10 protein-coding genes are annotated in these 12253 nt (G+C 58.4%); 7 read left to right on the forward strand and 3 right to left on the reverse strand.

Translation table 11 applies throughout. The annotated features are described in order from the left end of the window. Nucleotides 1-2 precede the first annotated feature (2 nt). The 4 genes from ACFQDI_RS03810 to ACFQDI_RS03825 all read left to right on the forward strand — a co-directional run bounded on the left by ACFQDI_RS03810 (nt 3) and on the right by ACFQDI_RS03825 (nt 4048). Nucleotides 3-239, forward strand: coding sequence for a hypothetical protein (locus tag ACFQDI_RS03810; RefSeq protein ID WP_377163578.1), 237 nt, complete (start codon nt 3-5; stop codon nt 237-239). A 22-nt stretch (nt 240-261) separates the two neighbouring features. Then, nucleotides 262-1845 (forward strand): sulfatase family protein, encoded by a 1584-nt coding sequence (locus tag ACFQDI_RS03815; protein WP_377163580.1) that lies wholly within the window; start codon nt 262-264, stop codon nt 1843-1845. Between the two features lie 102 nt (nt 1846-1947). Beyond that, nucleotides 1948-2976 (forward strand): sugar phosphate isomerase/epimerase family protein, encoded by a 1029-nt coding sequence (locus ACFQDI_RS03820; RefSeq protein WP_377163582.1) that lies wholly within the window; start codon nt 1948-1950, stop codon nt 2974-2976. A 403-nt stretch (nt 2977-3379) separates the two neighbouring features. Then, nucleotides 3380-4048 (forward strand): L,D-transpeptidase family protein, encoded by a 669-nt coding sequence (locus tag ACFQDI_RS03825; RefSeq protein ID WP_377163584.1) that lies wholly within the window; start codon nt 3380-3382, stop codon nt 4046-4048. A gap of 4 nt (nt 4049-4052) precedes the next feature. On the opposite strand, the gene ACFQDI_RS03830 is transcribed toward ACFQDI_RS03825, so the two are convergent. Beyond that, nucleotides 4053-4685, reverse strand: a complete 633-nt coding sequence (locus tag ACFQDI_RS03830; RefSeq protein WP_377163586.1) for an NAD(P)H-dependent oxidoreductase — start codon at nt 4683-4685, stop codon at nt 4053-4055. 105 nt (nt 4686-4790) lie between these two features. Next, complete coding sequence (locus ACFQDI_RS03835) at nt 4791-6305, reverse strand: hypothetical protein (protein ID WP_377163588.1); 1515 nt, start codon at nt 6303-6305, stop codon at nt 4791-4793. A 122-nt stretch (nt 6306-6427) separates the two neighbouring features. On the opposite strand from ACFQDI_RS03835, the gene ACFQDI_RS03840 reads away from it, so the two are divergent. The 3 genes from ACFQDI_RS03840 to ACFQDI_RS03850 all read left to right on the forward strand — a co-directional run bounded on the left by ACFQDI_RS03840 (nt 6428) and on the right by ACFQDI_RS03850 (nt 10622). Further along, nucleotides 6428-7003, forward strand: coding sequence for a DUF4339 domain-containing protein (locus tag ACFQDI_RS03840; RefSeq protein ID WP_377163590.1), 576 nt, complete (start codon nt 6428-6430; stop codon nt 7001-7003). Between the two features lie 111 nt (nt 7004-7114). Beyond that, nucleotides 7115-9283, forward strand: a complete 2169-nt coding sequence (locus ACFQDI_RS03845; RefSeq protein WP_377163592.1) for a DUF1549 domain-containing protein — start codon at nt 7115-7117, stop codon at nt 9281-9283. A gap of 37 nt (nt 9284-9320) precedes the next feature. Further along, entirely contained in the window at nt 9321-10622 is a 1302-nt protein-coding gene (locus tag ACFQDI_RS03850) for a DUF1501 domain-containing protein (protein WP_377163594.1), read from the forward strand. A 100-nt stretch (nt 10623-10722) separates the two neighbouring features. On the opposite strand, the gene ACFQDI_RS03855 is transcribed toward ACFQDI_RS03850, so the two are convergent. Continuing rightward, on the reverse strand, nt 10723-12153 hold the full coding sequence (locus tag ACFQDI_RS03855; RefSeq protein WP_377163596.1) for a Gfo/Idh/MocA family protein: 1431 nt from the start codon (nt 12151-12153) through the stop codon (nt 10723-10725). Nucleotides 12154-12253 lie beyond the last annotated feature (100 nt).

Below are 12253 nucleotides of genomic sequence, written 5' to 3' on the forward strand. Positions count from 1 at the left end.
GCATGTCATCCTTTGATATATTGCGCACTCTCCTGCAGCGTCGCCTAGAGTTCATAGCCGACCATGAGTTTCGGGATCGTGACTCTGCGGCGCACCTGGAGGCGTTGAAAAAGGTTTCGGAAGAGCTGGGTGCTGAGCATCTCAGGCTGCGCGCACAGCTCCCTCCACGGCTGAATCATTTCCTCACCCAGGCCAGTTTCTCAAAGGCCTTGGAATATCTCGATAGCTCGGAGGGCTGAGCGCGTTGAAGTCGGTTCAACCATGAGCCGCCTCTTTTCCCTCACAACCCTGCTGTGTCTTGCTTTCGCCGCCTCTGCCATTGCCGGCGACAAGCCCAACATCATTTTCATCCTCTGTGATGACCTAGGTTATGGCGATGTGAAGTGCCTCAATCCAGATGGGAAGATCGCCACGCCGAGTTTTGACCGGCTCGCCAAAGAGGGGATGATTTTCACTGACGCCCATTCCGGCTCCAGTGTCTGTACACCGACACGGTATGGAGTCATTACGGGGCGTTATGCCTGGCGTTCCAAGCTGCAGAGCGGTGTTCTTGGCGGGCTAAGCCCCAGGCTGATCGAGCAGGGGCGAATGACGGTGGCCGGCATGCTCAAAGAGCAGGGCTACTCGACGCATTGCGTGGGCAAATGGCATCTGGGCATGGACTGGGTGCGCACCGGGCCCACCGAGGAGCTCAATATTGAAAAGGCTGATCAAGTGAACAACGTGGACTACACCAAGCCCATCACCAACGGCCCCACTAGCGTCGGCTTTGACACCTACTTTGGCATCAGCGCCTCGCTCGACATGGTGCCTTACTGCTTCATTGAAAACGATCATGTGGTAGCCAATCCCACGGAAAAAATGAAGCTTGCGATGAATGCAGGCGGTCGCATGGGCTACACTCGCGAAGGCCCGGGCTCCCCCGGCTTCCGTGGTGAAGACGTGCTGCCCACCTTCACCCGCGAGGCGAAAAAAATCGTTGAGGCAAAAGCGAAAGCGGGAACGCCTTTTTTCCTCTACATGCCTCTCAACTCCCCCCACACGCCCATCCTGCCCAGCGAAAAATGGCAGGGCAAAAGCGGTATCAGCCTGTATGCGGACTTTGTCATGGAAACAGATGACGCCATCGGCCAGATCATGCAGGCCACGGAAGATGCCGGCATCGCCAAGGACACGCTGATCATCGTTACGAGTGACAATGGTTGCTCGCCCAGCGCGGACTATCCCAAGCTTCTCGCCGCAGGTCACAACCCCAGCTACAACATGCGCGGCCACAAGGCGGATATCTTTGACGGTGGTCATCGTGTGCCCTTCATTGTTCGCTGGCCTGCCAAGGTCAAAGGCGGCCAGACCTCCGCGCAGATCGTCTGCCTCACCGACTTCATGGCCACGGCTGCGGATGCCGTCGGCGTGAAACTGCCCGAGAACGCTGCCGAAGACAGCTTCAGCATCCTTCCAGCACTGCTGGGGGAATCCGGCAAACCCGTGCGCCAGAGCGTGATCCACCATTCGATCAACGGCTCCTTCGCGCTCCGTGAAGGCGACTGGAAACTCGAACTCTGTGCCGGCTCCGGCGGCTGGAGTGATCCCCGGCCAGGCAGCCCCGGAGAGAAAGGCCTGCCCGATACCCAACTCTACAATCTGAAGACCGACATCGCTGAGAAGGACAACTTGCAGGGCAGGAACCCCGAGATCGTGACCAGGATGACTGCCGAACTCGAACAGATCGTCACCAGCGGCCGAAGCACGCCCGGTACGGTGCAGCAAAACGCCGTTCCCGTCGTCCTGCGCAAGCCCGCCCCCGCCGCCCAGCCGAAGGGCAAGGCAAAGAAAAAGGCGAAGTGATCTGTCCCAGGCCTGCCCCGGTGAAATCACGTCACTTTTTTACGTGCTTTCCCAAACCATCCCGCTAACCTCGGCGCTCGCTTCCCAAACCAAGCAAACATCATGAGCTACTCATCTCCTAAACTTCACAATGCAATGTGGCCCGGACTCGTCGGCAAAGGCGATGGCGAAGGCCAGGAACCACCGATCAGCCTGGAAAAGATGCTGGACCTCACTGCCGCAGCGAATGTGAACGGCCAGAAATTTGAGGGCATCGACTACTTCCTGTTTTTGCCGCATACCAATCCTGAGGCCAGCGATGATGAGATCAAAAAAATTGCCGACCTGATCGCCGGCAAGGGCTTCAGCGTCGGTTCCCTTGTGGCGCCCGTCTGGCCCGGCACCGTCGGTGATTCCGCCATGGGCGACGACGCGCAGCAGGAAAAGTTCCTGAGTGCTGTGAAGATGGCCTGCCGCATTGCCAAGATCTTCAACAACCACGGTGTGCGCAAGTACGGTGTGATTCGCATCGACTCCGCTGAGTTTGGCGTGGCCAAGTGGCGTGAAAACCCCAAGGCCAACACCGCCCGCATTGTGGACACCTTCAAGAAGGCCGCCCAGATCGCCGCAGACAATGGCGAGCGCCTTGCCGCCGAAGGTGAAATCTGCTGGGCCGGCATGCACTCTTGGAAGGACATGCTCGACGTCCTCGAAGGCGTCGGCATGCCAAACGCACTCGGCTTCCAGGCCGACCTCGCCCACACCTACCTCTACACCCTCGGCTACAACGCCCCCGAGCATGCCCTGCTCAAGGAAGGCTACAGCGACGCCGAGTTCTGGGCCGCCTATGAAAAGATGACCGACGCCCTTCGCCCATGGACCATCGATTTCCATGTGGCTCAAAACGACGGCACAGTGCACGGCGCAGGCTCACACGACAAGACCGGCAAGCACTGCCGTGCTGATGATCCTAACGGCAAGCTCGACATCACGAAGGCCTCCGGCTACTGGCTCAAGGATGCTGCTGCACGTGGCATCCAGCACATTTGCTGGGACGGCTGCATGTTCCCCAATGCGGTGCTCGAAACTCCAGACACCTGGAACAAGATCCTTGCCGCCATGATCAAAGTGCGTGATGCCCACGGCTGGTAACAGCTCTGATCAGATCCTTCTGGCAGCGCCGCAGAGGAAACTCTGCGGCGTTTTTTTGGTCTTGTCAGGGAGCGCTGCCCCTGTGTTAGCCTCGCGTGTATGCGCACGCGCCAGCTTATCCATCTTTCTGCCTTGCTGTTCCATGGTTTACCAAGGCCCAAGATGAAAATGCAGCTGGAGAGAAGGCGGGCATCGGGGGAAATCCAGATGCATGCAATGTCGGGAAGCTGGCCAATGACAATGAGGAAAAGAATGCCCCGCACAAAGCGCCCGCCAAGCCAGGCGAGACCGAAGCCAACCCTAAAGCACCATGAGTGGCGCCACCTTGCTTAATGGCTGCTGATAGATGGGCGCTATGCATCGTTTTCTTGTCATACCCCTCGTGCTCGCCTCCTGTGCGCGCATGATCACTCCTGTCCACCTGAGCCCTGAAATAGTCGCAGTGCTGCCGCCGGAATGCAGGCAGGTGATTTATGTGACTGCGGCCGATCAGCGCACGTCGGCTGCGGAAATGAGGCTGCTCGAGCGCAATTCCAAAGATGAATGGCTGGCTGCAAGCGGCTCCATTCCTGTGCGCGTCGGGCGCAATGGCATGGCGTGGGGGCATGGTGAATTCAAGCTTGCGGTCCCTGCTGGCTGGCGCGTCAAGCAGGAGGGGGATGGTTGCGCTCCGGCCGGGGTTTTTCGCATCACCCAGGCGTTTGGTGATGAGACGCGGCCTGGCTGGATCAAGCTGCCATACCTTCACTGCACCAAGCATCACTGGGGCATCGATGATGTGCGCTCCCGGCACTACAACCAGATTGTTGATGATCGCAGCACTGCCTGCGACTGGGAGGGCCCCGAAAGCATGGTTCCCGGCATCGGCTGTTACAAACTGGGAGCCGTCATCGCGCACAATCCGTACAACAAACCGGGGCTTGGCTCATGCATATTCATGCACCTCTGGCAGGGGAGTGAGGTGCCGACTGCGGGTTGCACCGCCATGTCTGAGGCGCATCTGCGCAGCGTTCTTGCTTGGCTGGAGCCTTCCGCGTGCCCGTGCCTCGTGCAGCTTGTGCAGCAACCTTGAAGCCCTAACGGTGCTCGATCACGTCACTGTTCTTGAAGCGCACTTTTGGCAGTGAGGCATACCGGTCGTCGACATGACGATAGCCTGCAGGGCAGAGCACGGCAGTCGTAAACCCCTGCGCGGTCAGTCCCAGGACTTCATCAAACTTTTCAGGGACGAAGCCTTCCATTGGGCAGGTGTCGATGCCCAGCATGGCCGCCACAGCCATGAACTGGCCTAGGGCGATGTAGGCCTGCATTTTGGCCCACTCCTGGGTCATGTAGCCCTGCTGCAGCGTGCCAATGAGCATTTTGCGGAAACCTGCCAGTGCTTCTGGAGTGCCTCCGCGCACTTCGATCATGCGTGTGATATTTGCGTCGATTTCGGTCTCGCCCATGCTGCGCTTGGTGGCCATCACAACCAGGTGGGAGCAGTCAGCCACCTGGCGTTGCCGCCATGCGTGAGCGACGAGCTTTTCACGCAGTTCCTGATCCTGCACCACAATAAACTTCCAGGGCTGCAGGCCAAAACTCGATGGCGTGAGCACCAGGGATTCCTCCAGAGCCGCCCAAGTTTCAGCAGGGATCTTCTTTGTGGAATCGAAGACCTTGGTAGCGTAGCGCCATTGGAGAGCAGAGAGGAGTTCAGCGGGAGTCATGGAGGCGCGACTATGAAGTGACAAGTTTCAGGTTTAAAGCCGAAAAGTTGACGATGGGCATAACCGACTCATGCAGCCAGAAGCTGTGTGCTGCGCATAAACTCTTCACTCCAGCTCTGGCGGCACATTCCCGTAGGTCCAGGGCTGGCTGAAAGGAGGTGCTTTGGGCGGTTCGGGGCGGGGTTCTGCGGTCATTTGATTCGCCAGTTCGACGCCCTTTTTGGCCATCTGTGTCCCGGCGGTGATTTCGAGGTTGGAGTAAGCCGTGAGCCTGGTTTCATAACCGCCGCCGTGCGGGCCGAAGGCTTCTTCTGTGGGGACGTAGCCAACGATGCCGTTGGAAAGCTCACATGGAAAAGTGAAGGCATGCTGGCTGCCCTTTTTGATGTCGAGCCCATACTGGACGAAATATTCGGCGGGATTGGAAACGAAGCATGCCGGACCGACTTTGATGCATTGCACTTCGCAATCGACGACAGGCATTGTCTTGTTCAGGTGGTCCAGCAAAAGAATTTCCTTGGCAAAAAGGTAGTCCGTCGTGTCTCCGGCAGGGCGGGGCAGGCTGGCAAGAGCGAGGCTTTTTGCCACCCGCTGTGGTGAAGGGGGACGGCGTTTGATTTTCAGGACTTCCTGGCGCGTTTCGATGGGCGCAGTGCTGATTTTGGGCATGGCCAGCAGAACACGGATGGCCTCGGCCCCGACACGTCCGCCGACAAGGCGGCTCCATTCCTCGGGTTTTGGATTCTGGTATGGGCTGAGGTTATCCACTTGTGTGATGTCCCCACAGGCTCCCTGCATGAAGACAACCGGGGCATGTGTATCCAGGCCGCCCTGGATGGTCTTTTCAAGATATTGGATCCAGTTGGCAGAAATGCCGCCTGGGTTGGTGGTGGCATGGCAGGCATAGTTGACCACGACGCCCACAAGCTGCCCCTGCAGGTCCCAGGCACCGATGACGCCAACCTGCGGATCGATTGGGCCTGCATATTCCAGGATCTCGGGATTGCCAGGGCGGGGGTGGCTCCAGCTCTGACCGTTTTTCATGCGCAGCCTTCGGTTGAATGCCACCTTGTCCTCATGGCCAAAGCCGCAGCTCAGCAAAACGGGCACTTTGCTTTGATTCGCGGCCACGACTCCGGACACAATCTCATGGGTCAGTCGCAGCAGGTAGCCGGGATCAGCACAGGAAGATTCTTCATAGGCCAGCTTCTTCACCAGATCTGAGGCGGTGTCATATTCTCCCGGCATGACCATGCCCACAGGGCCTGAGCTGTGCGAATGAGAGGCTCCTATGAGAACCGCGTCTCCAGTGATGCCTGTGGCTTTTTCAATTTGTTCGCGGGCGTCCAGCACCACCTGACGAGGCACGACAAGGGAGTCGAGGCCTATGACAACAGCCGTTTTCTTACCGTCATCAAACAGGGCCACGCGCACCTTGCAGGCGTCGTGAAAGGTGCGGTGATAGCTTTTGCCGTAGCCTCCCGGCTGTTCCATGCCGATGTCTGGCGTGATGTCCCGCTCCGCAAAGCCTGCCTTGATGCTGGAGGTGGGGGCAGGCGGCAGGGCGTTTAGCTTCAGAGCAAAAAGACTGGCAAAGAGAGGGAGAAAGCAAAGTCGCATGACTGGACTACGCTCATTGCGGGCATGTTTAATGATAAAAAACTTACATTACATCTTGGTGCGGATATTGCATATTACCCGTGTTCCGATCTATTGTAGAACCGCTTGATTCCTACTGATTCGTGCATGCTGCCTATTACATCGCCAAAGGCCAAAAGACACTGGGCCCGTGCTCCAAGGATGATCTGCGCAATTTTCTTGCCTATGGTTCCATTCGGGACAGCGATCTGGTGAAACGTGAGGACGAGGAGCAGTGGCACCCGGTTTCCTCTCTGCTGGAGCTGCATGCCGAAGGGCAGATTGTGGCTGATGGCCTCACCGTCCGCCCCATCCGCCGCCGGGTAGCTCGCTACCGCGACTACAACCGTGTGCCTTACGATCAGCGTGGCGGCACCGTGCTCAGGCGCATGATTCTGGGTTTTTTGTTTTTCCCGCCAATGCTGTGGTGGGCGGCTGTGTCGTTGTACACAGACCACATTTTCCGCCAGAAGAAAGATGAGAACGGCTATCTCGTCGTCTGGGGGCGCTGGGTGGAGGTGCTGGTCACGCTCATGATTATTTTGAATGCGGTTGGCTGGTGGCTGATCATTACCTATTCCTCCTGGATTTTGGGTCCCGGGCTTTCTGAACTGATGAAGGGCATGGGGGAGGCTTGGGACGTGATCAAAGGGCTGCTCAACGACACCGCTGCAAAATAATTCCCATCCGCCGGCTCGGCTGGCAAGGACTGGATTGCCATTTGGTGTGCAGGATTTGGCATCCTGAGGAGGCGTTGACATCTGCCGTGGGAGTGCCGCGTTGGTTCTGGCATGAAAGCCAGCACAACACTTTCGATTTTCGCCGCTGCCTTGTCCGCCGTCACGCTGCATGCCGCTTCTGTGGACACAACTGCCGCATCCAGGCAGGTCGATGCCCTGCTTGCCAAAAGCTGGCAGAAACATCAGATCAAGCCCAACGCTCCAGTGGACGACGCCACCTTCCTGCGCCGTGTCTATCTGACTGTCGTCGGCCGCATTCCCACGCTGGATGAGGCCCGCGCCTTCCATGCCTGCCAGATGCCGGACAAGCGTGCCAAGCTCATCGATTCGCTCCTGGCCAGCGAAGGATATGTGCAGAATTTTTTCAACTACTGGGCCGATGTGCTTCGCGCCCAAAGCCAGGGCGTCGCTGGCAACACCACCTCGCAGAATTACCTGAACTACATCCGCAGCGCACTGCGGGAGAACAAACCATGGGACCAGGTGGCCCGTGAGCTCGTCTCCAGTGAAGGCACCTGCTTCGACACCGGGGCCATCGGCTATTACATGCGCGATCGTGGCATGCCGCTGGACAATCTGTCCAACACCACCCGCATCTTTCTAGGCACCCGCATGGAGTGTGCCCAGTGCCACGACCACCCTTTTGACAAATGGACGCAAAAGCAGTTCTACGAGATGGCGGCTTTCACGCACAACATGAGCGCCACCAGCTACCGCTCCCAGAGTGCCGAGGAGGCTCAGAAGATGATCCGTGCGGACAAAAGCCTCGACGCCGAGACCCGTGACCTCATGCGCCAGGCCATCACCGAGGCGGTGCGTCCGCTGCGTGATACGCAGGTGGTGCAAAACAAAGGCCAGCTCCGTCTGCCGCATGACTACAAATACAAAGACGCAAAGCCCAAGGATGTGGTTCAAGCGGCGGTCATGTTTGGCAAGCCCGTCACGCTGCAAAAGGGGGCAAACACCATCGGGGAATTCGGACAGTGGCTGACATCTCAGGAAAACCCGCGATTTACCACGATTATTGCCAGCCGCCTCTGGCAGCGCGTTTTTGGGGCAGGCCTCTATGAGCAGGTGGATGAAATGATGGACAGCAGCGTGGCCTCCAACCCCGAGCTGATGCACTTTCTGGAGCGGCAGATGGTCGCGCTGAAATACGATATGAAGGCCTACTTGAGGGTGCTGCTGAATACGCAGGCCTTTGCACGTGAGAGCATCAAGGAAGTCTCTCCCGGCACGCCTTGCTACTTCCAGGGACCGGTGTTTCACCGCATGCGCTCAGAGCAGGTCTGGGATTCCCTCGTCACTCTTGTCAGCCCAGATCCTGACCAGGTGAACTGGAGCACCCGTGAGCGCGAACGCCGTGACCTCGAAAACCGCCATCACCTCGCGCAGCTGCTGGACAAGACCGAGGCACCGCTGCTGTTTGAGGCCGCCAAAGAGGTGGCTGCGGGAATGCGCGAACAGAACAAGGAGTTTGAGCAGCTCCGCAAAGAACTCGATGAGGCCCGCGCAAAAGACGACAAGGCCAAGTCTCGAGAAATCCAGCGTCGGCTGGGGGAAAGCCAGCGCATTCTGCGTGAGCAGGTTTCGAAATGCTTCTATGAGGCTGCTAAAAAGTCCGGCAACCAGGAAATTCAGAAGCAGCTTGCGGCGGTCAGCGGAGATGGGCCCATGGAGATGGCCATGATGAATCTCATGCAGGACAGCCGCGTGGATCCCAAGGACGCACCTCTTGACGCGAGGGTCTTGACCACCCTCAAAGCGGACGAAGAAGTGCTCGGCATGAAGGATGCAAAAAGCATCAAGAGCTTCGAAAATTTCCAGCGAACACTGCACCAGACCTGGAGCCGGGCTGCTGAGCTGCCCTCTCCTGCGCCGCGGGGGCATTTCCTGCGCGAGTTTGGCCAGAGCGACCGCGAGATCATCGAAAACGCCAGTGATGAGGCCAGTGTGCCGCAGGCGCTGACGATGCTGAATGGCTCTCTCCTCAACCAGCTTACCAGTGCCTGGTCCACGCTCAGCATCAATCTGCGCAAGGCCAAAACCAACGAGGAGAAAATCGACACGCTCTTTCTCAGCCTCTACTCGCGCAAGCCGAACGCCAAGGAGAAGGCTCACATGCTTCAGACTCTGGAAAGCTACGCCTCCTCCAAGACTCTGTGGGAGGACATCACCCTGGCTGCTCTTAGCACCCAGCGTTTTATCTTCGTCGAATAGAGCCGGACCTTTCATCAACACCTCATTCAAACGCATCATGAAAACGCCCAACAACGACCTCTCCCGCCGCGCTGTGATGACCCGCATGGCCCAGTCCTGCCTTGGGGTCGGTTTGCTGCCCTCCATGGAGCAGCTGTTCTCCGGCAAGGCTTTCGCTGTCGGTGAAGGAAGTGCCACCGCCAAGCAGGCGGCCACCGCACGCAATGTCATCTTCCTTTACATGACGGGTGGGCAGAGTCATCTGGACACCTGGGATCCCAAGCCGGACAACAAGGAGGTCGCGGGTCCGGTCAAGGCCATCAAGACGAGCGCCGACGGTGTGCAGATTAGCGAATACCTGCCGCGGACGGCCAAGCAGATGCATCACGCATGTGTGATCAATTCCATGGCCACCAACACCGCCGCGCATGAACAGGCGAATTACTTCATGCACACCAGCTTTGGCCTGCGTAGCACAATCAAGCATCCCGGCATGGGCGCATGGCTCAGCTTCTTCCAGGGCCCTGGCAATCCCGCCCTGCCTCCCTATGTGTATGTGGGCAATGACAGCCGCCATCCCGGCGCGGGCTTCTTTGCCAAAAAGCACGGCCCTCTCATGGTGAACAATCCCGAGGCCGGCCTGCAAAACGTCAAGCCTCAGAAGGGCGTGACCGATGAACGCTTTGCTATGCGTCGTGATCTTGCGCATTCGCTGGATGCAGAGTTTCAGGGCAAGTGGGACACGCGCGGCGTCAAAGCCTACTCAGACGTGTATGACGATGCCGTGAAACTCATGAAGAGCGAGGACCTCGTGGCCTTTGACCTCACCAAGGAGCCGGATGCGCTGCGGCAGGCCTACGGTAAAGACACCTTCGGACAGGGGTGCCTGCTTGCACGCCGCCTTGTTGAGCATGGGGTGCGTTTTGTCGAAGTCAGCCTGGGCAGCTGGGACACTCATGTCGCCAACTTCATCAACACACCCCGGCTCTGCGACACGCTGGACACTGCGCTGGCGGCGCTCATCTCCGACCTCGAACATCGCGGAATGCTGGAGAGCACCATGATTGTGGTGAGCTCCGAGTTTGGCCGCACACCGAAGATCAATCAGAACCAGGGGCGTGATCACTACCCGGTTTTTTCCTCCGTCATCATTGGCGGCGGCATCAAAGGCGGGATGAAATATGGAGCCACCACGCCGGATGGTTCCGGCATCGCCGCAGACAAGGTTGGACCGCCAGATTTGAATGCCACCATAGGGTATGCCTTGGGCCTGCCATTGGATCAGGTGATCTACTCGCCAAGCAAGCGTCCTTTCACCGTGGCCGACAAAGGGCAGCCTCTCACGCATTTATTTGCGTGAGGCATGGATGGTTTCAGGGAAAAAAGACGCCCGGCAGTGTGTAGCTGCCGGGCGTCGTCGTTTGAATGTTGGCACTCAGGCTTGCCGCCTGATTCAGAGCCTAGATATTCGCGGCGCTGTAGTCCCAGCCCTGGCGGTAGGCCGCACGGGTGATGAGCTTGTTGGCTTCTGCGTTGTCGGACTCCTGCTTGGCGGCGTCCCAGTTGATGACCTTGCCCGGATTGGCGATGGCCAGGTTGCCGAAGAGGCAGAGCTTGGTCAGCGGCACGGAGTAGTCGAAGTTGCTGCCACAGATCTTGTCCTGTTCGATCGCACGGATCAGTTCGAGCTGCGGCTCACCTTCAGCGATGGAGGTTTCAAGCTTGAGCTCAGGAGACTTGCCGCCGAGGAAGTCGGCCATCTTGGTGTTCGGAATGAGGCGTGGGCTGCCGCAGTAGTCGTCGGTGTTGAGGATGACACCGGCGTCACCACGGAGGAGGAAGCCGCCTTTGATCTTGTCCCAGTCGCGCTCAGCTTCGAGTTCAGCAGGCCGCTCGGGCTTCAAGCTGCCTTCGTACCAGTGCAGTTTGATTTCGCCGTATTTTTCCGTCTTGAAGTAGAAGATGACGTGGGAGGATTTCGGCCAGCTCACGTCGGTGAGTTCGGTGCACTCGGCTTCCATCTTGTAGGGTTCGCCAAGGCCGCAGGCCCAGAAGGGGCCGTCCAGAAGGTGGCAGCCCATGTCGCCCATGGCACCGGCACCGTATTCACGATGACCACGCCAGGCGAAGGGGTGCAGGCCGTCGGTGAAGGGGACGGAAGGGCAGGCAGCCAGCCAGTGCTCCCAGTTGAAGAGGTCTTCGGCGGTCTCGACGATGATGTCCTTGCCGTCAGGGCCTTTTTTCTTTTCCTTGATCTTCGGTACGGTGCCCTGGATGTACTTGGCCTTGGCTTCGTTCCCCTGAGGCCAGATGGGGCGGTTGGTCCAAACGTGGATTTCTTTGACGTTGCCGACGATGCCTTCGCTGACCCACTGCTTGAGGAAGCGGATGCCCTTGCCGGTGTGGCCCTGATTGCCCATGTTCGTCTTCACGCCTTTTTTCTTGGCGGCCTCGTGGAGCTGGTTGGCCTCCCAGATGCGGTTGACCAGCGGCTTTTGCACGCACACGTGCTTGCCACGCTTGATGGCTTCCATCGCTGCAGGGTAGTGAGCGTGGTCCGGCGTGGAGACGGTGCACATGTCGATCTTGTCTCCCATGGCATCGAACATTTCGCGGAAGCTTTCGAACATCTTGGCGTCAGGATACTTCTGCTGGGCCTGCTTGAGGCGCTCACGGTCCACGTCACAGATGGCCACGATGTTGGCTCCTTTGGCCGAAATGCCCACGTCGGAGGCTCCTTTGCCGCCTGCGCCGCCGATGCCGGCGACGTTGATCTTTTTGACGACCGCCGCGTCCTGGCCGATGAGCAGGTTAGGGAAGAAGATGCCGCCTGCGGTTGCGGCGGTGCTACGAAGGAAGGTACGACGGTTGGGGAAGAGCGAGGGCTTCATGTGGGTGGATTGGGACCGCAAAGATAGCGGATTGGCGCAGAAATACGCAATGGGAATGTAGTCGTGCGGAAAAAACTTGGCTTGTGGTGGAGAAATTTCT

This window comes from Prosthecobacter fluviatilis, from assembly GCF_042655725.1.
In the GTDB taxonomy this organism is placed as follows: domain Bacteria; phylum Verrucomicrobiota; class Verrucomicrobiia; order Verrucomicrobiales; family Verrucomicrobiaceae; genus Prosthecobacter; species Prosthecobacter fluviatilis.

What these genes read in the sequence shown, in the direction of transcription:
- ACFQDI_RS03845 (WP_377163592.1), top strand. Translation starts at nt 7,115, where the DNA reads ATGAAAGCCAGCACAACACTTTCGATTTTCGCCGCTGCCTTGTCCGCC.
- ACFQDI_RS03850 (WP_377163594.1), top strand. Translation starts at nt 9,321, where the DNA reads ATGAAAACGCCCAACAACGACCTCTCCCGCCGCGCTGTGATGACCCGC.
- ACFQDI_RS03835 (WP_377163588.1), bottom strand. Translation starts at nt 6,305, where the DNA reads ATGCGACTTTGCTTTCTCCCTCTCTTTGCCAGTCTTTTTGCTCTGAAG.
- ACFQDI_RS03855 (WP_377163596.1), bottom strand. Translation starts at nt 12,153, where the DNA reads ATGAAGCCCTCGCTCTTCCCCAACCGTCGTACCTTCCTTCGTAGCACC.
- ACFQDI_RS03825 (WP_377163584.1), top strand. Translation starts at nt 3,380, where the DNA reads ATGATCACTCCTGTCCACCTGAGCCCTGAAATAGTCGCAGTGCTGCCG.
- ACFQDI_RS03810 (WP_377163578.1), top strand. Translation starts at nt 3, where the DNA reads ATGTCATCCTTTGATATATTGCGCACTCTCCTGCAGCGTCGCCTAGAG.
- ACFQDI_RS03815 (WP_377163580.1), top strand. Translation starts at nt 262, where the DNA reads ATGAGCCGCCTCTTTTCCCTCACAACCCTGCTGTGTCTTGCTTTCGCC.
- ACFQDI_RS03830 (WP_377163586.1), bottom strand. Translation starts at nt 4,685, where the DNA reads ATGACTCCCGCTGAACTCCTCTCTGCTCTCCAATGGCGCTACGCTACC.
- ACFQDI_RS03820 (WP_377163582.1), top strand. Translation starts at nt 1,948, where the DNA reads ATGAGCTACTCATCTCCTAAACTTCACAATGCAATGTGGCCCGGACTC.